Annotated in this window: 21 protein-coding genes and 9 pseudogenes; 15 read left to right on the forward strand and 15 right to left on the reverse strand. The window is 69.3% G+C overall.

Going from position 1 to position 23185, the window contains the following annotated elements; genetic code table 11:
- Nucleotides 1-101 precede the first annotated feature (101 nt).
- The 3 genes and pseudogenes from ACZ4N5_RS42350 to ACZ4N5_RS42360 form a co-directional block, all read right to left on the reverse strand.
- Nucleotides 102-204: pseudogene (locus tag ACZ4N5_RS42350) on the reverse strand (helix-turn-helix domain-containing protein); the annotation flags it as partial.
- 20 nt (nucleotides 205-224) lie between these two features.
- Complete coding sequence (locus ACZ4N5_RS42355) at nucleotides 225-2906, reverse strand: FAD/NAD(P)-binding protein (RefSeq protein WP_467762307.1); 2682 nt, start codon at nucleotides 2904-2906, stop codon at nucleotides 225-227.
- On the reverse strand, nucleotides 2906-3055 hold the full coding sequence (locus ACZ4N5_RS42360; protein WP_467762308.1) for a hypothetical protein: 150 nt from the start codon (nucleotides 3053-3055) through the stop codon (nucleotides 2906-2908). Before ACZ4N5_RS42360 ends, ACZ4N5_RS42355 begins: the two co-directional genes overlap by 1 nt.
- A gap of 167 nt (nucleotides 3056-3222) precedes the next feature.
- On the opposite strand from ACZ4N5_RS42360, the pseudogene ACZ4N5_RS42365 reads away from it, so the two are divergent.
- From ACZ4N5_RS42365 to ACZ4N5_RS42375, 3 genes and pseudogenes are all read left to right on the forward strand, one after another.
- Nucleotides 3223-3372 (forward strand): annotated as a pseudogene (locus tag ACZ4N5_RS42365) (transposase); the annotation flags it as partial.
- A 2-nt stretch (nucleotides 3373-3374) separates the two neighbouring features.
- Nucleotides 3375-3587: pseudogene (locus ACZ4N5_RS42370) on the forward strand (integrase core domain-containing protein); the annotation flags it as partial.
- Between the two features lie 67 nt (nucleotides 3588-3654).
- The gene (locus tag ACZ4N5_RS42375; RefSeq protein ID WP_467762325.1) at nucleotides 3655-4056 is read left to right on the forward strand and encodes a hypothetical protein; all 402 of its coding nucleotides are present in this window, start codon (nucleotides 3655-3657) and stop codon (nucleotides 4054-4056) included.
- A 17-nt stretch (nucleotides 4057-4073) separates the two neighbouring features.
- Here the strand turns inward: ACZ4N5_RS42375 and ACZ4N5_RS42380 are convergent.
- From ACZ4N5_RS42380 to ACZ4N5_RS42390, 3 genes and pseudogenes are all read right to left on the reverse strand, one after another.
- Nucleotides 4074-4205, reverse strand: a pseudogene (locus tag ACZ4N5_RS42380) (IS5/IS1182 family transposase); the annotation flags it as partial.
- A 172-nt stretch (nucleotides 4206-4377) separates the two neighbouring features.
- A pseudogene (locus tag ACZ4N5_RS42385) lies at nucleotides 4378-4458 on the reverse strand (hypothetical protein); the annotation flags it as partial.
- 72 nt (nucleotides 4459-4530) lie between these two features.
- Nucleotides 4531-5235 (reverse strand): SDR family oxidoreductase, encoded by a 705-nt coding sequence (locus ACZ4N5_RS42390; RefSeq protein ID WP_467762309.1) that lies wholly within the window; start codon nucleotides 5233-5235, stop codon nucleotides 4531-4533.
- A gap of 80 nt (nucleotides 5236-5315) precedes the next feature.
- Between ACZ4N5_RS42390 and ACZ4N5_RS42395 the strand changes: the two genes are divergently transcribed.
- Nucleotides 5316-5675 carry a winged helix-turn-helix transcriptional regulator gene (locus ACZ4N5_RS42395; RefSeq protein ID WP_467762310.1) on the forward strand — a complete coding sequence of 120 codons (360 nt, stop codon included), beginning with the start codon at nucleotides 5316-5318 and terminating at the stop codon, nucleotides 5673-5675.
- A gap of 428 nt (nucleotides 5676-6103) precedes the next feature.
- Here ACZ4N5_RS42395 and ACZ4N5_RS42400 read toward each other — a convergent pair whose 3' ends face one another.
- A complete protein-coding gene (locus ACZ4N5_RS42400; protein ID WP_467762324.1) occupies nucleotides 6104-6367 on the reverse strand; it encodes a WD40 repeat domain-containing protein in 264 nt (87 codons plus the stop codon).
- 393 nt (nucleotides 6368-6760) lie between these two features.
- Nucleotides 6761-6916, reverse strand: a pseudogene (locus tag ACZ4N5_RS42405) (hypothetical protein); the annotation flags it as partial.
- Between the two features lie 453 nt (nucleotides 6917-7369).
- Here ACZ4N5_RS42405 and ACZ4N5_RS42410 point away from each other — a divergent pair.
- The 7 genes from ACZ4N5_RS42410 (at nucleotide 7370) to ACZ4N5_RS42440 (ending at nucleotide 15372) form a co-directional block, all read left to right on the forward strand.
- Nucleotides 7370-8722 (forward strand): formylglycine-generating enzyme family protein, encoded by a 1353-nt coding sequence (locus tag ACZ4N5_RS42410; RefSeq protein ID WP_467762311.1) that lies wholly within the window; start codon nucleotides 7370-7372, stop codon nucleotides 8720-8722.
- Nucleotides 8723-8727: 5 nt separating this feature from the next.
- Nucleotides 8728-9498, forward strand: coding sequence for a phytanoyl-CoA dioxygenase family protein (locus tag ACZ4N5_RS42415; RefSeq protein WP_467762312.1), 771 nt, complete (start codon nucleotides 8728-8730; stop codon nucleotides 9496-9498).
- Nucleotides 9495-10865, forward strand: a complete 1371-nt coding sequence (locus tag ACZ4N5_RS42420) for an SUMF1/EgtB/PvdO family nonheme iron enzyme (RefSeq protein WP_467762313.1) — start codon at nucleotides 9495-9497, stop codon at nucleotides 10863-10865. The genes ACZ4N5_RS42415 and ACZ4N5_RS42420 overlap by 4 nt, the downstream gene beginning before the upstream one ends.
- The gene (locus ACZ4N5_RS42425) at nucleotides 10862-12142 is read left to right on the forward strand and encodes an MFS transporter (protein WP_467762314.1); all 1281 of its coding nucleotides are present in this window, start codon (nucleotides 10862-10864) and stop codon (nucleotides 12140-12142) included. Before ACZ4N5_RS42420 ends, ACZ4N5_RS42425 begins: the two co-directional genes overlap by 4 nt.
- 85 nt (nucleotides 12143-12227) lie before the next feature.
- Nucleotides 12228-12722 (forward strand): TIGR03668 family PPOX class F420-dependent oxidoreductase, encoded by a 495-nt coding sequence (locus tag ACZ4N5_RS42430; RefSeq protein WP_328663328.1) that lies wholly within the window; start codon nucleotides 12228-12230, stop codon nucleotides 12720-12722.
- A 970-nt stretch (nucleotides 12723-13692) separates the two neighbouring features.
- Nucleotides 13693-14682 carry an aldo/keto reductase gene (locus tag ACZ4N5_RS42435; protein ID WP_467762315.1) on the forward strand — a complete coding sequence of 330 codons (990 nt, stop codon included), beginning with the start codon at nucleotides 13693-13695 and terminating at the stop codon, nucleotides 14680-14682.
- Nucleotides 14683-15021: 339 nt separating this feature from the next.
- Nucleotides 15022-15372 (forward strand): hypothetical protein, encoded by a 351-nt coding sequence (locus ACZ4N5_RS42440; protein WP_467762326.1) that lies wholly within the window; start codon nucleotides 15022-15024, stop codon nucleotides 15370-15372.
- On the opposite strand, the gene ACZ4N5_RS42445 is transcribed toward ACZ4N5_RS42440, so the two are convergent.
- The 3 genes from ACZ4N5_RS42445 to ACZ4N5_RS42455 form a co-directional block, all read right to left on the reverse strand.
- Nucleotides 15369-17168: a S8 family peptidase gene (locus ACZ4N5_RS42445; RefSeq protein WP_467762316.1), complete on the reverse strand. Its 1800-nt coding sequence runs from the start codon at nucleotides 17166-17168 to the stop codon at nucleotides 15369-15371. The genes ACZ4N5_RS42440 and ACZ4N5_RS42445 overlap by 4 nt on opposite strands.
- A gap of 145 nt (nucleotides 17169-17313) precedes the next feature.
- Nucleotides 17314-17661 carry a hypothetical protein gene (locus tag ACZ4N5_RS42450; protein ID WP_467762317.1) on the reverse strand — a complete coding sequence of 116 codons (348 nt, stop codon included), beginning with the start codon at nucleotides 17659-17661 and terminating at the stop codon, nucleotides 17314-17316.
- 27 nt (nucleotides 17662-17688) lie between these two features.
- A complete protein-coding gene (locus tag ACZ4N5_RS42455; protein ID WP_467762318.1) occupies nucleotides 17689-18978 on the reverse strand; it encodes an RNA-guided endonuclease InsQ/TnpB family protein in 1290 nt (429 codons plus the stop codon).
- Nucleotides 18979-19006: 28 nt separating this feature from the next.
- Here ACZ4N5_RS42455 and ACZ4N5_RS42460 point away from each other — a divergent pair, with 28 nt between their 5' ends.
- Together ACZ4N5_RS42460 and ACZ4N5_RS42465 are read left to right on the forward strand one after the other, a co-directional pair.
- A complete protein-coding gene (locus tag ACZ4N5_RS42460; RefSeq protein ID WP_467762319.1) occupies nucleotides 19007-19159 on the forward strand; it encodes a YlcI/YnfO family protein in 153 nt (50 codons plus the stop codon).
- An 83-nt stretch (nucleotides 19160-19242) separates the two neighbouring features.
- Nucleotides 19243-19728 (forward strand): hypothetical protein, encoded by a 486-nt coding sequence (locus ACZ4N5_RS42465; protein WP_467762320.1) that lies wholly within the window; start codon nucleotides 19243-19245, stop codon nucleotides 19726-19728.
- Here ACZ4N5_RS42465 and ACZ4N5_RS42470 read toward each other — a convergent pair.
- Entirely contained in the window at nucleotides 19679-20278 is a 600-nt protein-coding gene (locus ACZ4N5_RS42470; RefSeq protein WP_467762321.1) for a hypothetical protein, read from the reverse strand. The genes ACZ4N5_RS42465 and ACZ4N5_RS42470 overlap by 50 nt on opposite strands.
- Before the next feature lie 547 nt (nucleotides 20279-20825).
- On the opposite strand from ACZ4N5_RS42470, the gene ACZ4N5_RS42475 reads away from it, so the two are divergent.
- A complete protein-coding gene (locus ACZ4N5_RS42475; protein WP_467762322.1) occupies nucleotides 20826-20999 on the forward strand; it encodes a hypothetical protein in 174 nt (57 codons plus the stop codon).
- A 173-nt stretch (nucleotides 21000-21172) separates the two neighbouring features.
- Here ACZ4N5_RS42475 and ACZ4N5_RS42480 read toward each other — a convergent pair whose 3' ends face one another.
- The 3 genes and pseudogenes from ACZ4N5_RS42480 to ACZ4N5_RS42490 all read right to left on the reverse strand — a co-directional run.
- Nucleotides 21173-21877 carry a hypothetical protein gene (locus ACZ4N5_RS42480; RefSeq protein WP_467762323.1) on the reverse strand — a complete coding sequence of 235 codons (705 nt, stop codon included), beginning with the start codon at nucleotides 21875-21877 and terminating at the stop codon, nucleotides 21173-21175.
- A gap of 269 nt (nucleotides 21878-22146) precedes the next feature.
- Nucleotides 22147-22266 (reverse strand): annotated as a pseudogene (locus ACZ4N5_RS42485) (telomere-protecting terminal protein Tpg); the annotation flags it as partial.
- A 9-nt stretch (nucleotides 22267-22275) separates the two neighbouring features.
- Nucleotides 22276-22849, reverse strand: a pseudogene (locus ACZ4N5_RS42490) (telomere-associated protein Tap); the annotation flags it as partial.
- Between ACZ4N5_RS42490 and ACZ4N5_RS42495 the strand changes: the two are divergent.
- Nucleotides 22850-23073, forward strand: a pseudogene (locus ACZ4N5_RS42495) (hypothetical protein); the annotation flags it as partial. It lies immediately after the preceding pseudogene.
- Nucleotides 23074-23185: the final 112 nt, after the last annotated feature.

Here is a 23185-nt window from a genome sequence, read left to right on the forward strand (position 1 = left end):
GCGACACGCGGGGCACGCGGACATCGTCCGGGAGCTACTCGACGGCACGAAGGGCTACTACTAGCGCAGCTCCGCGAAGCGGGCCCTTCCCCCAGGAGCCTGGCCAACGCCAGGTCGTAGACCTTGCGCACGCATCCGAACGTGCGCGACAACTCGGCCGCTCGCATCGGTCGGACAGAAGCGGTACTTGAACGCCCGCTTCACACGAGTGGCCACGGAGGAATTCAGATGACCGCGGGAGCACGCCACCCTGCACGCCGTCCGCGTACCGCGTCCAGCCGCCGCCGGTCGAGCGGCGACGCGCGGCGGTCCAGCCGGGCCGCGAGCAGCCGCGCCGCCCGGTCGTACTCGCCTCCCGCGATCAGGGCGTGCAGCAGGGTCTCCTCCACCACCTCCTGCTGGGCCTTGCTGGCACCTGTGCGTGCCAGCAGGGGAAGCAGCGGCGGAAGCTGCCGTACCGCCTGCCGCCAGTCCTCCTGGACGACGGCCGACAGTGCGTCGCACAGCGGAGCGATCACGAGCGCGAACACCGCCTGGTGGTGGGCCAGCGCGTGGGCCCGTAACTGCCCGAGGGCGTCGAGGTCCCCGGCCGTGGCGAGGGCCAGCGCGCTGTGCAGGGCTGCGAAGCTCGTCGCCGGTGCGTCCAGCCAGTGCCGTGGAGCGGCGTGCAGCAGTTCGGCGACGGGCAGATCGCCACTCCAGCTGTCCGTCATGCGCGCCCGCCACAGCATCGAGGCGGAGTCGACCAGCAGTCGGCCCCCGCTCACTTGGCAGGCGATGAGTTCCCGGCGGTAGCGGCGCAGCAGTGCGGGCCGGTTGTCGAGGGACAGCTCGTGCAGGGCGGCGTGCCAGGAGACGTGGGAACGGTGACCCGCTCCGTCTCCGTGCCGGCGTAGCCACTCGTCCAGCCAGGCCAGGCCGGCACGGTGCTCGCCGGTCTCGTAGTACACGTGGGCCCGGGCGTGGACGGCGTGCCCTGCACGGGGCTGTGCGGCGAGCGCCCGGGAGGCCAGGGTCTCGGCCTCTTCCCAGCGCTCCTGTTCCTGCCGGACGAAGGCCAGTTGCCCCAGATACCACCAGTCGTCCCCGTAGGTTCCCGACAGCCCCTCGATCAGTGCCCATGCCTCCTCGGCGTGGGTCACACCGTTGAAGGAGACGGTCGGTACGGCCGCACTGACCGCCAGGGCGTCCCGGGGATGGTCGGCGATGTGGCTCAACAGGGCTGCTTTGCCCCGCTCCTCGGTACCGGTCAGGCAGGTGTCCACCGCGGCGACCAGGCTGCGTTCGCGGTCGTTTGCCCGTACGGCCGCGGCGCGTCGGGCGGACGTGAGCGCCGGGGGTGTCTGCCCGGTGCCTCCGGGCTCGTGGTTGAGCAGCGCCAGAGCCGCGTGGGCGACGGCGAAGTCCGGGTCGACGGCGATGGCTTCGGTCAGCAGTTCCTCGGCGCCGAGGCTGCCCGCCAGGATGCGTTTCAGGGCCCGGTCGTACAGCTCCGCCGCCTCGGGCGACGTGCTCAGGCGCTGCCCGTAGCGGTCGGTCGGTGCGGGGGTACGGCGGTTGGTGAGTACGTCCAGCAGGTTGCCGGCGACCTCGGCGGCCTGTGCGCGGATCTCCGGAACGGCGGTGGTCTCCAGCAGGTTCCCGCGCCGCGCGGCCCCGATCGTCCACAGCCGCAGGGCCGGGGCGCCGGCCGCGGGCACCAGCCGCCCGTCGCCGGCGGTGTCCAGCCCCAGACCGGCGGGGCCGGTGCGGCCGTATCCGCGTTCCAGCAGGCAGCGCACCAGGGGATCCATCGTGCCGCGCGGGCCCGTCCGAGCCCCGGTGCAGTTGACCACCGCACCGACCCGCAGCCGTGTGCCGTCGCTGAGGGCGACCTCCACCGCGCCGTCGACCGGCACGGCACCGGCCACTTTCCCGGCGCCGGTTCGCAGCAGGCCCGACGCCAGCAGTCCGCGGAGCGTGGCCGCGGTCGCGGGTGCCATGCGGTGGCGGTGCACCTCCCAGGTCCGCAGGTCCTCGTGGAGGAAGCGGGCCCGGTCGGCCGCGGGCAGTTGCTGCCACAGCGCCGCCGTCAACGGGCGCAGCCCGTCCAGGGCGGGGCGCCAGTCCCCGCAGGCGCGTCGGGTGGCGGACAGGTGCCGTCGCACGCTGCGGCGCAGCGTGTCGAGACCGCGTGAACCGTCCAGGTCCGGCGGCGCCTCGGCCGGCGGGGCCGCGGAGGGCAGGTGCTCCTGGGGAAGGAGCCCGTGGCGGGACACCGCGTACACCACGCGGTCCGGGCGGGCCAGCGTGCCGGCCAGGTCGACCATGGTCAGACCGGTGCCGACGAGCAGGACGTCCCCCTTCCCGGCGGGGCCGTCGAGAGCGCCCGGCGCCCAGGGGTCGGCGACGAAGCGCCCGGATGCCCTGAGCTCGGCGCCGGCCCAGTCCTGTGCCGGGGCGAGGCTGCCCAGCGCCAGTACGGCCGCGTCCACCCGCAGCTCACCGCCTCCGGCGAGCCGCAGAGCCGGCCCGGATCCCTGCTCGCGTACGGCGACGACTTCGTCCCGCACCCGGTGCAGGCGGACGTGCCCGCAGGCGTCGGCGGTGCGCTCGACGATGTCGGTCAGGTACTGCCCGTACACCTGGCGGGGGACGAAGTCACCGGGCGCGGTGTGCGGGTTCCGGTCCGTCAGCCAGCGCAGGAAGTGCCCGGGGTCGTCGGGGAAGGCACTCATGCGGCCGGCGGGCACGTTGAGGAGGTGGCGTGGATCGGACGTGCCGTAGGCGACACCCGGCCCGGTTCGCCCGGCCGGGTCGATCAGCCATATCCCGACCGTCCGGCCGAGCCTGTCGGCCTGCCGCATCAGCTGGACCGCCGTGAGCGACCCCGCCGCGCCGGCCCCGACGACTGCGACGCGGCGCATCAGAGCCGACTTCCCGCACCCGTGGCGTCGTCCGTGCGGACGCCGGTGAAGCCCCCGCCCGCCGTGCCGCCGGCCGGGGCGGTCGCGGGGCCGTCCCCCGTCTTCTCGCAGGGGGTCGTGCTGCCGTCAGGGGAAACGACCTTGCGCATACGCACTCCTCACGCCGAACGGAGGTCTCTCACCCCCACCCGGAGGCATCCTTGGGCACCTTCCTCGACCACGGGTCGAGGAACGGTCGCGAGGCAGGTGAACCCCGGTCATACGCAACTCCGTATCCGCAAGAGGGGGGAGAGGAGGTCCTGGCCTGCGGACCACGGTGGGGCAGCGGCCGGGACGGGACGGCGGAAAGTTGACCAACGGCCGGAGGCGGCACCTGATCGTTGATCAGGTCGGCCTGCTGGTCGGCCTGCTCGTCACCCCCGCCGACGTCCAGGAATGCACCGCCGCCCGCGTCCTGCTCACCCGGCTCCATGCCGCCCACCCGACAACGCAGTCGCGGAGTCGTTCAACGCAACGTTCAAACGCGAAACACTGCAGGGCGCCAGGGGCTGGACCAGCGAGCGCGAGGCCCGCCCGGCGGCGTTCCGGTGGCTTCATCGCTACAACACCCGGCGGCGTCACTCCCGACCCGGACAACACAGTCCCATCGGCTACGAGAAGGCGCTCGCCGCAACATCGACTAGAACTGTCCGGCCGATCAAGAAACAGATCGATCCAGCTGGCCTACCTGGGGTGCGATGGTGGACGCATGAGCGATCTCAAGGTGCCGCCACCCCCGCCCAGCCGTGAGGAGGTGGCTGCTCGATGGCAAGCACTGGCCGCGGGTGAGGTGACCCGTGAGGCCGTCCATTCATGGGCAGCCTCATGGGTAGAAGGCGAGGTAGAACGCGGTTTCGCTCCTTTGGTCTTCGGGGCCCTGCAGTATCTGCATGGTTTCGACCTGTGCCAGGATCCGAATCGTCCGGGAGTCGTCTGGCACGGCATATCGGACGAGGGCAAATGGATTCATTCGCTCGACGACATCGCCAGTGGACTGGCCCGTTGGCAGGCGAGATGCGAACCCCACGACGCGGATCCGCTGGCCTGGCCACAGACGGAACGTCTGAGAGCCCTCATCCAGGCCAGGGAGGCCGAAGACGGACAGGGGTAACCTGCCGCGACCGGGCCTTACGAGCGAATCCAGAGGGCCAGGGCGGCTGCTGTGACGGTGCCGAGGAATACATGGCCACGCTTGTCGTAACGCGTTGCCACGGCCCGGTAGTTCTTCAACTTGTTGATAGCTCGCTCGACGGTGTTGCGCTTTCCACCGGGGTTCCGGGCAGGGTGCCCGGTCCTTTAGGGCCGGGCACCCTGCCCGCTCCCGCGTAGCGGGGCAGAGGCAGCCGTTACGCCCCCTGGGCGGAGCGGAGTCACCATCCGCGACGGCGCGGCGTACGAGCGATACGAGCCATGAGTTCAGGGAGCGGTCGTCGGCCTCGGCGGCGGTCTTGGCCTGCTCGTGCAGATCGACGGGGAGTCTCAGGTTCACAGGGCGGCGGCGACCGCCGTCCATCGCCGCCTGGCTGCCGAGTGCTTTCGAGCTCGCGAGCGCTGCCTCGCATGGCTTGATGGACGCCGTTGCCGATCAGGCGGACTTGTGGCGGGCGCCGCCCTCGATGTGGATCGTCTCGCCGGAGACAAAGCCCGCACGCAGGAGCCACATCACCGTGTCGACGACGTCGTCGGCCTCGCCGTGGCGTTTGACGAAGGTCCCGTCCGCGCTCTTGCTCAACAAGGCGGTCTTCTTGTCGCCAAGGCGATCCCATGCGCCCGAGTCCACGACACCGGGCGAGACGGCATTGACCCGTACCGGCGCCAGATCCGCCGCCAGGTGGCGCGCGGCGTATTCGACCGCACCGTTCGTGACGCCCTTGACGAGTGATCCCGGCCCAGGGCGCCAGCCGACCACACCGGAGAACAGCACCATCGATCCGGTCGGCCGCAGGACCGACGCGAAGTGCTTGGCCACCAGCATCGGGCCGACCACCTTCGCCGTGAACGCGGCCAGCAGCTTGTCGCGATCCAGCTCGGTCGCGCGAACGTCGTGCGGCGCCGAGCCGGTCGTCACGATGTGGTCGATTCCGTCCTTCAGCCGTTTTGCCGCGGCCGCGAGCGTCGACTCGTCCTGCAGATCGACCCGCACCGCTGTGGCGCCGATCTCGCGCGCCAGCGCGTCGGCCGCAGCCAGATCGCGGGCACCGACAACAACGTCGTACCCGTCCTTCGCCGCACGCCTCGCGACGGCCGCGCCGAGCGCCCGTGCACCGCCGATGACCAAGATCCGTTCCATGTGTCTCGACTCCCTTTCGTAGGATCGAGCACCACGGTATGGTTTTGATACCGGTATCTTCAACGAAACTGGGAGCAGCGATGGGCAAGGCGTACAACGTGATGGCGGCGACCTGTCCGAGCCGCACGGTGCTGCACCGTATCGGCGCCCGCTGGACGGTGTTCGTCGTCAACGCCCTCGACGACGGACCTCGCCGCTTCACCGAACTGAAGGGGCATATCCGGGGCATCACCCCGAAGGTCCTGACCGAAACCCTGCGCTCCTTGGAAGCCGACGGTCTGGTCAGCCGCCACGAGTACGACGAGAACCCGCCCCGTGTCGAGTACGCCCTGACACCGCTGGGCCGCTCTCTGCTCATCCCACTCCGCGCCGTACGACTTTGGGCCGAAGAGCATGTCCCGGACATCGAGGCAGCCCGATCCCGCCAGCCGATTTTCTGACCCATGAGTTGACTGCCGACATGCACCCCGGTCGCGGTCGGCGGCCAGGGTCTCGGCGAGCTCCTCACGGGCAATCACCCGACGCTCCAACACCCCTTCCGCATCGGCGAGTTCAGCCCGTACCCACTCGGCTTCCGCGCGAAGTTCCTCCGCCTATACCCGGGCAGTCGACCCGTCGACCCGATCCGGCCCAACGCCTCCGCATCATTGTCCGGGTGGGCAGGGCGGGGTGTCTTGTATTCACAACCGCTCTCACGACGGCCCGGAGGGCTCGCAGTCCTCCGCATCGGCGTGGTGTAGTCCGTGCCCGCCTGGCGCTCCCGGTCCTGCGCCGGAGGCGGGACTGCCAAACGAGTGGTGTAACTGGGGTAGTTGGGGTCACTGACGGGCCGCTGAGAGGCGGCCGTCGAAGGTGATGTCGAAGGCGTTCAGCGGGTGAGCTTCCACAGACGGACCGTCTGGTCGGCGCTGCCGCTGGCCAGCAGTTTGCCGTTCGAGCTGAAGGCCACGGAGTAGACGGCGCCGTGGTGACCGGTGAGGGGGTGCCCGATGGGGGCCGGGCTGGCGGATTCGGTCACACGCCACAGGCGGATCGTGTTGTCGCTGCTGCCGCTGGCCAGGATGTGTCCGTCGGGGCTGAAGGCGACAGCGTTGACGGCGTCCCTGTGTCCGCTGGCGATGCCGAGGAGCACCGGGTCCGCGGGATCGGTAACCGGAGGGTGTTCTGCCAGTGCGGGGCGCTCGCACAGCGGAGCACGGTGTTGAGGCCCCAGCCCAGGTGTCGGGCAATCGCCCGACGGGAGTGGCCTTGCTTGAGCAGCTCGTGAACCAGGGCGTGCGCGGCCTTCTTGCGCTGAGCCCGCCGGCGCCTGTCCTAGGGCACCGGCGAGGACGAGAACCTCCGCCACGGACACGTTTGTTCGCCTGCCGTTCTCGATGTGAGAGATGACTGTCCGCGGGATGTTCGCACCAAGAGCTGCGCACCTGTCCGAGACTGCGGGGACCGTTTCGCCCGCGGCGGCACGCTCGGACGTCTGGCGCCGGTCCCGCTGCCTGCGCACCTTCGACGTCTCGCCGGGACCGACGCCCACTGCCGTCAGCCCGGCCGAGGTGACGGCGTCGAGCAGATCCGGCCGGCAGGCCACCTGCACCTCGTGCCCGGCCGTCCGCAGCGACCACGCGAGCGGCACCAGGTTGAACACATGCGCCTTCCAGGGAAACGGCACGACGAGAACTCGCACAACGCACTCCTTTCAAATCGTGGGCCATTGAATTCTGTTCGCCGTCCTGCTTGTTCCGGCCTGCTTGTTCAACCGTGGGGACTCGGCAGTTGAACAAGACGTTCAGCCCGTCAACAACGCGGAAAAACCGTGAACTTGACAGAGCCGAGCATTCGACGGGATGGTCGATCCACTCGATTGCCGATCCCATCCGAGGAGGTGAATCAGATGAAGACGCTTCGTCAGTGGAACGCTCTGCGCTCGCAGCGAAAGGGCGGTGTCCGCCCGGCCGGTAAGTACTTCAAGTGGGCGGCCTGATCAGGGCGCTCTCGTGGCCTGTGGAGGGTCCTGGCACCCTCCACAGGCCAGGGTTCTCGGCCTCAGGGATATCTGACCGTGGCAATCGAGGTGGGATCAGTGCACAGGTGGAGTTACGAACGTTTTGCCGTCGAGCAGAAGACTTTGAACGGGCTGGTGGATCGTTTTCTGGCCCCGGAAGCATGGCAGAAATCGCACGAACCGCTGACCGGCGAAGAACGCGCCGAACTGCGTGAGACGATCGCCGGACTTCGGCACCCCCAGGTCATCGAAGAACTCTGCGCGATGGCGGCGACCCACCCCCGTGCGGATGTCCGCCTGACGGTTCTCGAAGGTGTCGGGCCGTTCACGGCCACTCTTCCCGCGGCGCGGGAATTCCTGGTCTGGCTGCTCGGCGACGACGAGGACTTCATCGTGTTCTCCGCCGCGAAGATCGCCGGCCGGAACCGCATCGGCGAGGCCTACGAGGAACTGCTGCACATCACCGGACCGGCCGAGGCCGGCCTGTTCCGCAGCACCAAGCCGGTGGGCATCGGCGCCGCCGTCGTGGCCAAGGCGATGGACGAGATCCTCGGCGCAAAAGACCGCGCGGCCAGGCTGGAGATCGAGCGGGAGCACACCAGGACCGGCCAGTTGCCGCAGGGAACCGCACTGGGCGAACACTGGGACTACGACCCGCAGAACCTGCCCCGTCCCGTTCCCGAGGACATGGTGCTCGTCCCCGCGTCCGAGTTCGTCGCCGGAATCGGCATGGACGACGTCGTCCATCCGCTCTACGACGTGGACGACGCGGCCCCCCGGCAGACCCGCTACCTGCCCGACTTCCTCATCGACCGGTACCCGGTGACCAACCGGGAGTACGACCAGTGGGCGCAGAGCCCGCAGGCCGCCGAGCACGCGCTGTGCCACCCCGACGAGCCCGAGGACAAGGACCACCGCCGCGGGATCGTCGGCGACGCCCGGTTCGGCCCCGACCACCCCGCGACCGGTGTCGACTGGTTCGACGCCTACGCCTACCTCGCTCACGTCGGCAAGCGGCTGCCGACCGAACTGGAATGGGAGAAGGCCGCACGGGGCGAGAGGGGATCCCTCTATCCGTGGGGCGACGAATTCGACCCGGACGCGCTGCGCTGGTTCGGTGCCTCCTTCGGCGAAGCGCAGAGCCTGGAGCACTGGCGCGACACCCTGAGCACCTTCGACGAGACAACTCCCGCGGTCACCACGGTGCCGGTCGGCTCCCACCCCAGGAACGTCAGCCCCTACGGCGTCGCGGACCTGGTCGGGAACTGCTGGGAATGGACGGACACCAACTTCTTCACCCGTGACCGGATGAAGCCGATGATCTCCGGCAGGCCCCGCACCGAATGGGCGACGGCCGAGGAGACCTCGGTGGTCATCCGGGGCGGCGCGTGGACCTCCATGCGGGAGCAGGTCACGGCGTACTTCCGCGGCAAGGACCTCTTCACGGACCGGCACAACGAGATCGGGTTCCGAGGGGTGATCCGGTGAGTTCGATGCAGCGCATTCCGCGGTTCCGTTACGACGGCACGGTCACGGCGGAACAACGCGCCTTCTACGAGCAGTACGGGTTCGTCATCTACCGCGGCGTGTTCGACGCGCAGGACGTGGAGATCATCCAACGCGACGCCGAACGCCTGGAGCGCGACACACTCGACGGGAAAGTACCGGCCGAGCACCGCGACCAGGTGATCAAGCCCTCGTACGATGAGAACGGCCGGGCGACCCTGCACCGGCTGCCCTACTTCACCCTGCACTGCGCGGACACCCGGGAACTGATCGAGCGCCGGAAACTCGATGCGCTCGGCCCCGGCCTGCTGGGACGCCCGACATGGCGGTTCGAGGACGCCGTCGACGGAGCCGTGTGGCAGATGAAACGGGGCAAGCGAAGCTCCTACAGCGCGCTGGACTGGCACCTCGACTTCCCGCACGACCTCCCGCTGACCCCCCTGGTGAACGTGGGCATCTACCTGGACGACGCCACCGTCCGCAACGGCTGCCTGATCCTCGTGCCCGGATCCCACCGGTATCCGCCGCGGCGACTGGAGCCCTTGGGACTTCCGCTCGAAGCCGAGGCGGGCGACGTCATCTGCCACACCTACAACATCCTCCACCACTCCGGCCCGGTGCTCGACGACACCAGCCGGGCGACGCTGTACGTGTACTACTCCGCGGGACAAAAGCCCTCGGCGGGCACGGCGTACAGCCACCGGGCGGGCGAGGATTTCGCCAAGATGATCACCGGAGCGGAGGCCGACGCGCGATGACCACCACCACCCCGGACGTTCCGTCCGAAGTCCTGAAGATCGCCGCCTGGGCCGACGGGCCCACGGCGGAACGCGACGCCCTGCTCGACGGCTACCTGCGCACCCTGGAGCAGCTCGCGGACCCGCACCTGCTCGAAGAATGCCTCGCGGTCGGCCTGCTGCACGACACGCCCGGGATACGGCGCCAGGCCCTGGCCGCCGCCGTACGGCTCGCCCCGGAACTGGCGGCGGAGGCCGTCGGCTGGGCACTGGCCGACCCGGACGAGACCGTGCGCGGACCCGCACTCGCCTCCCTGGCCACAACACCGGCCCTGCGCTCGGCAGGCGGCCCCTCCGCGCTGCACGCCCTGCTGGCCGTCCTCGGCCGGTCACCGGACCAGATCGCCGCGGGCGTCGGGAACTACGTGACGGTGGCGGACGCGCACGCACTCGCCTCGGCACAGACACTGCTCGCCGACACGGCACTGGCCGGCACGGTCCTGGAGGACCTCCCCGTCCCGCTGTCGGCCGACCGGCTGCCCAGCCGGCTCTCCCCGGACGGGATGCGACACGTCCCGGCCGGACGGCTGCGCCGCGGGACGCACCCCGGCGGGGAACACTCCTTCGGCGACCCGGGCGAGCCCGCGGTGGACGAGGTCACGGTCGAGGGGTTCTACCTGGACACCTGCCCGGTCACCAACGACGAGTACGACGCGTTCGTCGCCGACGTCGGTGCCCAGGGCCACCTGTGGTGCCACCCGGACGAGCCGAGGAACACCGACCACACACGCTCCACCGCCGACGACCCCCGCTGCGCCGGCGACCACCCGGTGACCGGGGTCAGCTGGTACGACGCGGTGGCCTACGCCGCCTGGTGCGGCAAGCGGCTGCCCACCGAGGACGAGTGGGAACGGGCCGCCCGGGGAGACGACCACCGGCACCACCCCTGGGGTGCCGAGTTCCGGCCCGAGCTGGTGCGGGGCCTGCACTCGGTACTCGGACAGGACGCCGGGACGGTCCTGGACCGCCGGGCGTGGCTGCGCCGGCTCGCGGATCTGTCCTTCGCCGAACTGCCCGCGCTGACCGGTCCGGTGAACCTGCCGGGCAGCGAATCCCCCTTCGGCGTCCGGGACATGTGCGGCAACGTGTGGGAGTGGACGTCCACCCGGTTCCTGGACGGCCTCCCGCTCCAGCCACGCTTCGGCACCATGGACCCGGGCGACCTGTGGGGTGAGTGGTCGGCCGAGGTCAGTGTCCGCGGCGGGGCGTGGAGTTCGCCCCCCGCGCTGCTCACCGCGGTCAGCCGGGCGGGCAAGGCGCTGGTGACCAGGAGCCCGGAGATCGGGTTCCGCTGCGCGGCGAGCGAATCCGAGGTGCCTGTTCGATGACCGCAGTACGGCGAATCCAGCGGGTGCTGCCCGAGGGCTACACCCGCTGTCTCGCCAACCCCGACTTCCGCCGGCTGCAGCCCGGATTTCTGGTCTCCTTCCTCGGCGACGGCATGAGCTTCGTCGGTGTGGCGTGGCTGGCCGTCGAACTGGCCGCTCCGGCCGACCGGTCCCTCGTGGTGGGGCTCGCCGTCGCCGCCTACAGTCTGCCCGCCGCGATCGGCTCCCTCACGCTGGGACGCTGGCTGAGCGGGCGCAACGCCAGGAGCCTGATCCTGGTGAACGCGCTCCTGCGCGGCGCCCTGTTCGCACTGATCCCGGCGTTGTACTGGACGGGGCTGCTGGACACCGCGACCTACATCGCCCTGCTCGCCATCTCCTCGGTCCTGCACGCCTGGGGGATCGCCGGCCGTCAGACGTTCGTCGCCGAGACCCTGCCGGCCAAGGACCGGCTGGCCGGCCACGCGCTGGTGGGCAGCCAGGAACAGCTGTCGTTCATCACCGGACCGCCGCTGGCCGGTCTGGTCACGGTCGCGTTCGGGCCGGCCGCGGTGCTGGCCGCTGACGCGGTCAGCTATCTGTACCTCGCCCTCGTGACGGCCCGGGTGCGCGGCGACGGCACCCTCGAGCGCCGTCCCGCGGTGCCGTTGCGGCGCAGCGGCAGGACCCTCGCCCGCCACCCGGAGCTGATGGGCCTGCTCGCGCTCTCGTTCGTCTTCTACCTGCTGTACGGGCCGATCGAGGTGGCGGTCCCGGTTGTCGTGGCCGAGCGGATGGGCGGGGACCCCACCGCCCTCGGATGGATCTGGGGCGCGTTCGGCGTCGGCGCGGTGATCGGGACCTGGGTCACCGGAACGCTGCGGCGGCTCCCGCTGTGGCCGACCGTACTGGGCATCGTGGCCGGCTGGGGGCTGGCGATCCTCCCCTTCGCCCAGTTCGGCACGCTCGCCGCGGGCATCGCGGGCTTCGGCCTCGGCGGGCTGATCTACGCACCCTACGGACCGGTGACCATCACCCTGCTGCAACAGAAGGCACCCCTCGAGGAGTTGGTGAGCCTCAGCGCCTTCCGCAGCGCGATCCTCGTGATCGCGACCCCGCTGGGCGCGGTGCTCGGCGGCCCCCTGGTCGACACGCTCGGCGCGTCGGACACGATCCGGCTGTCCGGCCAGACCACCGTCGGCCTCGCCGTCCTCGGCGCGGGTTTGATCCTGCTGGTACGACGGCGTCGGCACCGCGGGGAGCGGCAGGAACCGCTCCTGAGCATCGAGCGGCGATAAGCCCTCCCAGGACCTGCGCGACAGACCGGCGCCGTGAGCCACTTCGTCATTCCCAGCGCCAGGGACCCAGACACAAGGAGTTCCGATGAAACTCGGGCAGGAAGAGATGCGCAGCCGGTTCGAGGGCGAGCGGGCCGTCCGGCTGGCCACGGTCGACGAGCGCGGGCGCGCCCATGTCGTGCCCGTCATCTTCGTGGTCGACGGCGACGTCTTCTACTCACCGACCGACAAGCCGAAGAGCGGGAACCCGCGGCCCAAGCGGCTGCGCAACCTCGACCGCGACCAGCGGGTCACGGTCCTGGCCGACTGCTACGACGAGGACTGGCTGAAGGCGTGGTGGGTACGGCTGCGCGGCACCGCCCGGGTGATCGAGGAGGGCCCGGAGCGCACGCGTGCGCTCGGCCTGCTGGACCGGAAGTACGAGTCGTTCGACGGCCCCCGCTACCTCCAGGACGGCGGACCCGTGGTGGCCATCGACATCAAGGACTGGCTCGGCTGGGCGTACAGCGAGCGATCCGCGGAAGCCGGCCGACGGCGCCCGTGGCGCGACCGGTCATGGCTGCGGTCCAGCCGTGCTTGACCGGTGCTGAAGACGGCTTTGCCAGGCTGCGACTGAGTACTTCTCCTCGCCCGCCGACGCCGAGATCTTCGAGCACGAGCTGGCCTACGCCCTCCTGCACCAGATCTTCAGCTTCAACAGCCCTGTCTGGTTCAACGTCGGGACCCCCCAGCCGGCCTGTGGCGCGGGCGGGACGCCGTGCGTCCGGCTGAGCAGGTTCTCCACGCGCTCGAGGCGCTACTCGCTGCGGAGATCCGGTGCCTTCGAGCCCGTACTCACCATCGAACTGGCACGCCATCTCAACGCCGCCTGGTGTGCCCGGACCCGCCGCCACCACGAACTGCTGTTCAACCTTGCCGCGCCTTGGGCCGACAACTGGACCCAGGAGGCGCAGCGGCGCACCACCGACGACGCAATGGCCACGTCCGCGCTCAGCCTCCTCCTGCAGGAGGCACTGGCCACTCCACTGCTGGAGAGGGCCCGGATCCACACGATCCGGGCCCTCTCGCTTTCCCGGGACGACCGCCCGTCTGGCTCCTGTCTGGCACGAGGCCAGGCGGCTGGGCATCCCAGCCTGGCTGCGCAGGCGGTGTTCGGCGTCGTGCCGGCGCGGCGCGGCCTCGGCGGCAGGTTCGGTCGCGAGCGCGGTGGAGCGCGGCGCGCAGCAGCTGGTGGTGGGGGTTCCATCGGCGGGCCGGACTCGTGACGGCCCGGGCCGGGCCGTCACGACGGGCGGAGTCCGGTCTCTGATCTTCTTGTCGGCGTCGACGCCCTGCCTGTCCTCGGCGACGTTCGCCGAGGTCTGCACGCTCTGCGCATCGATCGACTTGCACTGGAGTGCGCTCGAACTCGTAGCGTCGCAGACACCACTACGGCGCACGAAGCCCGTGCCACCGTCCGCCTCCCACGGGATGCCGACGCCGGAATTCGCCGCTTGGATTCGATGAGGGGCTTCGTGCGCTCGAACGACAGGGAAAGGCTGGGACACGACATGCACAAACGCAGTCTGCGGGACCTCCAGGTATCGCCCATCGGTCTTGGGTGTATGGGCATGTCTGCCTTCTACGGATCGACCGATCGGCAGGAGAGCATCGCGACCATCCGGCGCGCCCTCGATCTCGGGGTGAACTTTCTCGACACCGCGCAGATGTACGGGCCGCTCACCAACGAGTCGCTCGTCGGCGAGGCGATCCGGGGACATCGCGAGGAGTACGTGATCGCGACGAAGTTCAACTACCGGATGGACAACGCCGTACCGGGCGACATCAGCACGGTCGGCCCGCAGGACGGCTCGGCCGAGCACGTCCGCAGCTCCGTCCACGGCTCCCTGAAACGTCTGGGGACCGACCGCATCGACCTGTACTACCAGCACCGGGTCGACCCGAACGTACCCATCGAGGAGACGGTCGGCGCGCTGGGCGAACTGGTGGCCGAGGGCAAGGTGCGGTGCATCGGCCTGAGCGAGGCGAGCTCGGAGACCATCCGACGAGCCAACGCGGTGCACCCGATCACCGCGGTGCAGAGCGAGTACTCGCTGTGGTCACGGGACGTGGAGGCCGAGGTGCTGCCCGCCTGCCGTGAGCTGGGCATCGGCTTCGTGCCGTACTCGCCGCTTGGTCGCGGCTTCCTCGCCGGGCGGTTCACCTCGACGGACGAGCTGGACGCGAACGACTGGCGCCGGGAGAACCCGCGTTTCCAGGACGCCAACCTGGAGGCGAACCAGCGGCTGGCGGCAAAGGTGAAGGAGATCGCCGCCGAGAAGGACGTCACCCCGGCCCAGCTGGCGATCGCCTGGGTGCTGGCCCAGGGCGAGGACCTGGTACCGATCCCGGGCACCAAGCGCCGCACCTACCTGGAACAGAACGCCGCCGCGGTCGGCATCGCACTGACCGAGCAGGACCTGGCCCGCGTCGATGAGGAGCTGCCCGAGGCGGCGGGGGAGCGGTATGACGAAGCAGGGATGCGAGCCGTCAATCGTTAGTGCCGCGTGAACGAACTTGACCGGTCTCATTGAGCTTTTTCAGCGTGGCCACCGATCGAGTGAAGGCGGTGGCTGAGTGAGGGGCCGCAACGCACGAGGCTCCCGTGCCGTCTGGCTTGGTTCATGAAGGCGGCGTGTGGCAGGGCGCTACGGAGCGAGCATGTGGGACGGCCCCTTTTACCGAGTCAGGCGTGACGGATACGAGATCTGCTTCGGCTCGTTTTGGGTGAGCTCCACATAACGGTCGTAGGAACCGGAAAGCCGGTCCGCCAGGAACTCTTGGATCGCACGCCGCTCCGGATGGGGCCGCAGAAAGTCGGCTAGTGCTAGCAGACGCCTTTGCACAAGTTTCCCCGCGAGGACGGGCAGGTGCTGGCGTACTGCACCGGTGGCCTGATCCTGGACGTGCCCGCCAAGTCCCTGCCGTCCCTGGTGGACTGGACGCTCCTCAGGGAGGCGCACGGTGAGCTGGACGCCGGCCCCAGGCCGTTCGCGGCCTTCCTGGACGTCTCCGACATATGGGCCCCGACCGCGGCGTTCACCGCTGCCGAGGCCCATATGCCCTCTGCCACCCAGCAGTTCGCAGCCCTGGCCGAACAGACCGCAGCCCGCCTTGTCCGTGGCCGCGGGCAAGGAGCTGTCGCCGGCGCAGTGCGTGTTGTACGCGGGCGTTGCCGGGCCCTGCGCTAGAAGGTCAGGTTCCAGGCGTCGATCTTGCCTGTGTCGGAGGCGGCGTTGTCGTTGACGCGCAGCTTCCAGGTGCCGTTCGCGACCTCCGAGGAGGCGTTTACGGTGTAGGTCTGGGCGATGTTGTCGGCGCTGCCGCCGGCGTGGTTGTGCAGCGTGTAGACGGTGCCGTCCGGCGCCACCAGGTCGACCTTCAGGTCACCGATGTAGGTGTGCTTGATGTCCACACCCACCTTGAGGGTGGCCGGGGCGTTGCCGGTCACGCCGGTTATGGCGATTGGGCTCTCCACGGTCGCGTTGTCGTTGATGGCGAAGTCCGCGAGGTTCTCGAAGTACTTACCGGGCGGCGGGTTGGTCCCGACGGCCTTGAGGGCGTCGACTTGTCCTTCGCCGAAGAATGAATTGTTGGCCGTCGTGCCCGTGCAGCGGCTGTCCGAGGGGCAGGCGATGTCGTTGGCTTGGGCGGCCAGCTTGGCGCGGATCTGCGCCGGGGTGATGCCAGGGTTGGCGCTGGCGATGAGTGCCGCCACGCCGACCACGTGCGGGGTGGCCATCGAGGTACCGCTCTTGCTGCCGTAGCCGCCGCCGGGGACGGTGGAGTACACGTTGCTGCCCGGCGCCGCGACGTCGATGACGCCCTGCCCGTAGTTGGAGAACGAGGCCTTGGTGACACCCGTGCCGTTGGCCGCGACCGTGACCACGCCCGGCAGCTCGGTCGGGAGGTCGAGGCAGGCGTTGGTGATCGTGCGGGTGACCGGCGTCGAGTCGTTCGGGCTCGCGGAGTCGGTCGTCTTGTGGGCGAGGTCGTAGTTCTCGTTGCCCGCGGCGGCGATCTGGAGGGAGCCCTTGCCCTCGGCGTACTCCTGGGCGCGCCTGACGCCCTCGATGATGGCGGCCTGGTCGATGTTGTCCGGGCAGTTGAACTGCCACGGGTCCGTGTAGTAGCTGTTATTGGTGACCTTGAAGCCGTGGTCACCGGCCCAGACGAAGCCGCAGATGGTGTTCTCGGCGAAGAAGAAGGAGTTGCCCGGCTCAGCAACCCGGACCGCGGAGATCTTCACCCCGGGGGCCACGCCGACGACGCCCTTGCCGTTCTTGGCCGCGGCGATGGTGCCCGCTACGTGGGTGCCGTGCGTGTCGACGTCCCGCCAGGCGCCGACACGGGTGTCGGGCTTGCCGTAGGCGCAGGAGACTGAGTCGGCCGCGTTGAAGTTGGGCGCCAGGTCCTGGTGCTGGTCGTCCACACCGGTGTCCAGGATGCCGACTGTGACGGAGGCGGAGCCCGGGTTCACGGCCCAGGCCTGGTCGGCCTTGATCTGGCTCATGTCGGCCCGGACCGGTTCTCCGGCCGGGGTCGAGGCCTGGGCCGGATTGGCCGGGAGCGCCGGGTTGTAGGCGTCGGCCGGGACGTCCGAGGTGCGCGTGGCGCCGACCTGCTGCACGCCGGCGACGCCGCGCATGGTCGCGGCGAATTCGCTGGACGCCGAGTGGGCGACGATCACGCCGATGGCGTCGAAGGTCGAGAAGACGGTGCCGCCGTTGGCCGCGATCGCGGAGCGGACCGCCGAACTGTCACCGGGGGCGGTGATCACGAGGTAGGCACGCGTGCCGGCCACCCAGGTCGCACTCTGGGAAGCCGGCACGGCGGCCGGAGCGTGGGCCTTGGCGGCCGGCGCGGTGGAGGGGCCGATGGGGAGCGTGCCCGCGAGGGCGCCCGGGGCGCAGAACGCGAGGGCGGCGCCGAGCGTGGCCGCCAGGACCAGCGTGCGTCTAGTCCGGCTGGATATGTGGGGTATCAATGCGTCCTCCGGAGACGGCCCGGCCGTGCTGAGGGCACCGGCGGGGCCGTACGAAACGAGTGGTGGATGCAAGATGTCAGGCGCGTGCTCCCGTACGGAAGTACCTTTCCGTGCAGGGGCGTTGTAGGGGAATGGCTGAAAAGAGTCATACTCCGGGCATCGGGGGATCGGGATCCACCGGGAGCTCGGCGACGTCGACCGCACCCTGGCGTACGCCGCCGACCTGGTGCTGGCCATCGACGGGGTGGACCGGCTGCTGGCGTGGTGGCTGACCGAGGTGCGCCCGCAGTCCGGTGACGAGCCCGCCGGCGGGCAGGCCGTGCTGCTGCCCAGCCGCCGGCACACCCTCGAGGGCGGGCGGCGTCCGGCCTGTGCGGTTACCCTGCGCGACGGAGACCAGCGTCCGGAACCCGTCCCACTTGGGCTCCGCAGCGCAGCCCGGCCCTAGATCGGGCTCGGGCACGGGGGCGCTCAGCATCGGTTCTGGCAGCATCCACGTCGCATTGACATCCTCCCCCTCTTAAAAGAGGGGGATTCCAACCCAGGTGGGTTGAGGTTCACGGATGCTCGAACGGCTGGTGGCCGCTGTCGTCCCTCCGGCACCGGCTGATCGCCGGGGGCGGGGAATTCCGCCCTGTCCTGCCGCGACGTTGATGGCTGCGTTGGTGTCCGCGTTGCAGGTGAAGCCGCAGAAGGAGCAGACGAACTCGGCTTGGCTCTTGCGCGAGTTCTTATCAATCCATCCGCAGACACTGCATCGCAGGCTGGTGTAGGGGGCGGGGACGTCTTCGACCCGGCCGGGGGCCTTGTGTCCGGTGCGTTGGCGCAGCAGGCCCCAGCCCTGCGCCAGGATCGCCCGGTTCAGTCCGGCTTTTTGTCTGACCTGTCTGCCGGGCTGCTCGGTGGTTCCCCTGGCCGAGCGGGTCATGTTCTTGATGTTCAGCTTCTCGAACCGCACCAGACGGTAGGTGCGGGCCAGCATCGTCGAGGTTTTCTCGCACCAGTCCTTGCGCCGGTCGGCCTCACGCGCTTTGAGCCTGGCCACCTTGGCGTATGCGGCGGTCTTGTGTCCGCTTGTCTTGGGGGCGCGTGCGGCACGTCGCTGGTGTTTGCGGACCTGCGCGCGTTCCTTCACGGTGAGCTGCGGGCAGTTCAGCTTCCGCCCGTCGGAGAGGGCGGCCGTGATGGTCACGCCCCGGTCGATACCGATGACCTCTCCGGTGCCGGGCGCGGCGACCGGTGCGGGGATGACCGCGAAGGCGATGTGCCACTGGCCGTTGCGGTAGGTGACGCGGAAGGTCTTCGCCTTGGGCAGGTCGGTCCGGGTGAGGCGGAAGCGGACCCAGCCGCAGCCGGGCACCTTGACCTGGGCCCACCGGCGGTTGAGCTGGTGCACCACCACGGACCGGCCCATGACCTGCCTGCCGGTCTTCGCGTTGAGTTTCGGCGAGCCGTCATCGGTCAACTCCGGGACGCGGTCGGTGCCGATGACGCGAAATCCCTCGTGCCGGTACTTCTTGCGCCAGGTCGGCTCACCGAACCCGGAGGTGAAGCGGGCGTTCTTGGCCGTGGCGAAGTCCTTCAGTGCCTGTTGCTGCACGTCCGCGTTCCCGCTGCCGAGCCACTCGCTCTCGCGCCGGGCTTCGGTGAGCTGCCGGCACTGCTCAGCGAAACCGGGCGCGGCCTTGCGGCCCGGGTGCCAGTGCGCGTGCTGCTCGACGGCCAGGTTCCACACGTACCGGGCGTGCGCGCAGTGCAGCAGCATCTGCTGCTCCTGCGCACTCGTGGGGTACATCCGAAAACGTGACATGGGACCATTCTAGCTTCATTATGGTCCCATGAAGCATGTGAACCTGAGACTCCCCGACGATCTGCACGAGCAGGCCAAGACCGCCGCCGAGGCCGACGACCGCTCCCTGAACTCATGGCTTGTATCGCTCGTTCGCCGCGCCGTCGCGGATGGTGAACGCCGTTCCGCCCAGGGGGCATAACGACTGCCTCCACCTCTGCCCCGCTACGCGAGAGCGGGCATGCACCCCGGCCCTAAAGACCGGGCACCCTGCCCGGAACCCCGGTGGAGAAAGACACCCTGCGCCAGCAGCTCACCGGCTGGCTCGCCGAGGCGGGCGTCCCGGTGCTCATGGTCCGCGGCTTCAGCTCCCAGTCGTACGCCGACGTCGTCCGCGTCACCCGGGGGCAGCGCGAAGCCGTTCTTGTCGTGGTCGGTGACTTCGACTGCTCCGGCGAGGACATCGAACGGGACTGGGTGGCCCGTACGGGATGCTGGAGCCGGACCGAGCGGGTGCTGCTGACCTACCACCAGGCGGTCGCCTACGAGCTGCCCGCAACCGAGGGCAAGCACGGCGACCCGAGGTGGCCGGCCTTCGCCCGCCGCTACGGCTTCGACCCCCATCACCCGGTCCAGTGGGAAGTCGAAGCGCTGGAGTCGGCCGAGCTCCAGCGCCTGGTCCTCGCCGCCGTCGGCGTACCTTCTCCGGGCTGCTGTCAGCTCAGATCGTCGGGGTGTCGTCGATGGTTTCCTGGTGCGGTTCGACGATGAACTTCCAGCCGGCGCTGGGCTCTATGAACCGCACTCGGGTGGGGTAGATGTCCAAGGCACGGCGGTCGCGGTTCTGGCTGCTCGTGCTCTTTCGCCCGCGGGCCGGCTCTTCGAACAGGTCGACCTTGACGTCCGGCACCGCCACGACTTCCTCGTTCCAGCGCTGAACGATTCCCGCGCCGAACGCTTCTCTTGCTGCGGTGTAGAGCGACTCCAGAGATTCCTTGTTCCCGTTGGGCACGAAGAGAGCGAGGTTCAGAAGGACGCCAGCACTCTGGAGAACCTCGATTTCTTCCCCAGCCTCGTCGGCAACCCAGATCCCACGCTCTTCAACGTTGCTCGGAAGAACATGAATTTCCTTACCGAAAATTGTCCTTGCGATGAAGGATCCTCCATCGAAATACTTTCCCGGCTTCGTGAGGAAGGCCGGAGCGTAGCAGTCGAGAGAAAGATCGTCCAGCTCTGCCGAGACGAAGATTTCCTCCTGGAGGCCTAATTCTGAGACTTCCTCGGCTGTAAGACGTCGAGCCGTAACCTTTTCGGTGTTCACGCTATTTCTCCTTCTTCGTATGGCCATGGACAGTCCGAAGATCCGCTGCTCGCTGCTTGGCCACGGCTCCACCAGTAGGCCTGGGTTGAGGTCGAGGCGAGTGGTGCCGACGGCTGAGCGCGTTGCTTGAGATCGCCGCCCCGGACAAGATCCCAGACACGGGACCCGGGCGGCAAATCTTCATGGGGAAAGGCGAAGGTGAGAGCGTCGCGTCCGGACACCGTGGGCTTCCCGACCCGCCCCTCCGTTCAGGCCCCGCCCGCGTAGACCTGTTGAGCTGTATCGGTTTGTCGGTATTGATTTTTCGACGTGGATGTGTCAGCACGTGGAGTTTTGATAACGGCCGGTTGGTTTGCGTGAGCAGTCCCAGCGCCGATATCAGGTGATTGCCCTGCCTGGAGTGAAGGAGTAAGGGACAGGCGGGATGGGCGATACGGCCGCGGCCGGGGAAAAGGGCGCGCTCATCCAGCTTGTGGGCCATGGCCCGGTTGAACGACTTCTTGATCGAAACGCGGCGGCCCTTGAGTGAACCGGGGAAGCCATCCGGGTGGTACTTCAGCTGGAAGATCCGCAGACCGACCTCAGTGGTGACCTGCACATCGATGTCATCGTCGCCGCCGCGCCCGTTGACTACGATCACCGGCCCGCTGTCATCGAACATCCGGTGCAGCAGGGCCTCGACATACCGGTCGAAGGCCGGCCGCCCACCCCCTGCGGGTGAATCCCGTGCCCACGGCTCCCCGCAGCTACTTCCTGCGGGGGACAGCGTGTCAGTGCCGCTGTCTGGCGTCCGAGAGGTGACAACTCCATCGCGCCCCACAGCGCCTGCCGCTCCGGCGGTGACCTCATGAGCCTGCGCCGCAAGGGTGGGGGCCGTCCGGGCGGTGGGAACGGCTACCTGATCGGCTTCATCATCTCGGAGCGGATCCGCAGGGTGGTCCTGGCGGCGGTCTTGAGGTCGATGTTCATTATGGTGGCGTAGGTCATGTCCGCCACTCGGGCCCAGGTGTTGCCGTCAGCCCAGGCGCAGACGGGGTAGGCGAGCGTGGCCCGGTTGGGCCAGGTCCGTTTCACCACCTCGCAGTCGACCCTGATGCGGGAGCCGGAGGGTGTGACCTCCTTCGGTGGCACGAGTATCTTCGCCCGGGTGGTGCTGGCGCTGTTGCCGGCCAGTACGTGGGCGCGCACCTCGGCGGTGTTCCGGAACCGGCCGTACATGGCGGTCACGGTGAGATCTCCCTGGTCGCCGTGGTCTTTGTCGGCGTGGTAGACCGCGGCGATGCCGTGGACGGCTTTGGCGTCCCAGCTGTGCCGCCAGCCTCTCGCCAGTGTCCGGCCCATGGTGGTGGAGTCGTCCCTGGTCAGTTTGTAGCGGCCGTCGACCAGTGCCCCGGGCACGGTCAGGATGTACTCGGCCCTCGGATAGCTGTTCTCGAGCTTCTTTCCGCCCAGGGCCAGCGTTGTCAGGAGTGCGACGATCAGGACGATGATCCGGGCGATGAGGCCGACCCGGCTCTTCTCCGGCGGGGCCGGAGGCATGGCGCCCCAGGGGTGGGAGGACGTCTGATACGGCGACTGCGCCGCCGGAGGCATGGACACGCCAGAACGGTACTCGACACCGACGAGAGCCATGCGGAGCCCCCGAGCGCTCCCGGAAACGGGGCTGCATGGACCGACGGCATTCCGCCCGACCTGGGATCCCGGTACGGGGCCTGCGAGTTCTGTACGAGTGTCGGCTTCACCGCTGGACCGCACGGGCTGCCGCGCACGACGCGGTGCTGTCTTCGCTGTCTTCACGGCATGGGTGGAGGGCCGACCTGGTGCAGGCCGGCCCTCACGGTGGGCGGGGTGCTGCCACGCACGCCCGGCTTCGTCCTGCCGCCGTGCTGTTTGACGAGGTAACGCATCTGCGCTCCGGCGGACTTGGGGACGGGGCGTGTGAACGCGCCCTGGACCGCCCGCTCGAGTTCTTCTGCGACTGTGACCATGCTGTCCCCCTATTCCCCGGTGTCCGGGCCGCCGGTCTGGCCGGTCTGGCCGGTCTTGATGTTGCGGGCGAGGTTGGCGACGTGGCCGTCGCCGCCGAGCTTTTCGAACATCTCCGCCCCCCCACAGCACGCTCTGGGTGCCCTCGTGCTTGACCATCCCCGGGGACACCCCGAGCCGGAAGCTGCCTGCCACGGTCTTGCCGTCGGCGCCGTAGGGCAGGACGTCCAGCGGGCTGGGCCCGTCGGCGGCGTACACGGCGCAGTCGGACAGGACCGCGATGGGGTAGCGGCCGGTTGCCGCGGCGAGGTTGAGCATCTTGCGGTGCATGTTGATGCGGGCGCGGGAGATGACGGCGGCGCGGATGTCGGGGCGCCAGGTCGGGCGGGCCAGTGCGGGCCAGGTGTGGCCCGGCTTCCAGCCTTGGCCGCGGGCCTTCTCCTGCAGCTTGCCGATGCCGCCCTTGACGGTCATCTTCACCGCGTCCAGGACGATCGCCAGTTGTGGGTCGCGCTGCTTGTAGCCGTCCATCGCCTCAAGGAACTCGCGTGGGCCCAGTTTCTCGCCCACGCCCAGATCCGTGACGTGTTGGTGGACTCCACGGCGGTGCGGGCTCACCAGCACGCGGCCGGCGCACGGAAGGCACCGCCCGCCGCTGTTCCTCAAAAGGGGGTCCGCCCACAGACGAACCAGGCCGATCCGGTGCTCCGGAAACTGGTCGTCCGGCTGGAGGAGGTGGTCAGATCGGCGAGTGTCTGGGACGATCCCGTGGCGGCTTCACCACCAAGATCCACCTCGCTATGGACCCGCCCCACTACGGGTTTGGGGTTCCCCCGCTGCGCGGGAGTGGCTGACTAGCAGGTCAGGGCGGGTTGACATGTTTTCAGGTTCACTGGTTCGGCCGCTGCCTGGTCGGCGTAG

The organism is Streptomyces sp. NPDC026500 (assembly GCF_055567635.1).

Bases quoted from the DNA above. Each gene is read 5' to 3' on its own strand.
- ACZ4N5_RS42435 (WP_467762315.1), top strand. From the start codon at position 13,693: ATGCACAAACGCAGTCTGCGGGACCTCCAGGTATCGCCCATCGGTCTT.
- ACZ4N5_RS42450 (WP_467762317.1), bottom strand. From the start codon at position 17,661: ATGCTGCCAGAACCGATGCTGAGCGCCCCCGTGCCCGAGCCCGATCTA.
- ACZ4N5_RS42430 (WP_328663328.1), top strand. From the start codon at position 12,228: ATGAAACTCGGGCAGGAAGAGATGCGCAGCCGGTTCGAGGGCGAGCGG.
- ACZ4N5_RS42360 (WP_467762308.1), bottom strand. From the start codon at position 3,055: ATGCGCAAGGTCGTTTCCCCTGACGGCAGCACGACCCCCTGCGAGAAG.
- ACZ4N5_RS42455 (WP_467762318.1), bottom strand. From the start codon at position 18,978: ATGTCACGTTTTCGGATGTACCCCACGAGTGCGCAGGAGCAGCAGATG.
- ACZ4N5_RS42355 (WP_467762307.1), bottom strand. From the start codon at position 2,906: ATGCGCCGCGTCGCAGTCGTCGGGGCCGGCGCGGCGGGGTCGCTCACG.
- ACZ4N5_RS42425 (WP_467762314.1), top strand. From the start codon at position 10,862: ATGACCGCAGTACGGCGAATCCAGCGGGTGCTGCCCGAGGGCTACACC.
- ACZ4N5_RS42460 (WP_467762319.1), top strand. From the start codon at position 19,007: ATGAAGCATGTGAACCTGAGACTCCCCGACGATCTGCACGAGCAGGCC.
- ACZ4N5_RS42395 (WP_467762310.1), top strand. From the start codon at position 5,316: ATGGGCAAGGCGTACAACGTGATGGCGGCGACCTGTCCGAGCCGCACG.
- ACZ4N5_RS42420 (WP_467762313.1), top strand. From the start codon at position 9,495: ATGACCACCACCACCCCGGACGTTCCGTCCGAAGTCCTGAAGATCGCC.
- ACZ4N5_RS42415 (WP_467762312.1), top strand. From the start codon at position 8,728: ATGCAGCGCATTCCGCGGTTCCGTTACGACGGCACGGTCACGGCGGAA.
- ACZ4N5_RS42390 (WP_467762309.1), bottom strand. From the start codon at position 5,235: ATGGAACGGATCTTGGTCATCGGCGGTGCACGGGCGCTCGGCGCGGCC.
- ACZ4N5_RS42375 (WP_467762325.1), top strand. From the start codon at position 3,655: ATGAGCGATCTCAAGGTGCCGCCACCCCCGCCCAGCCGTGAGGAGGTG.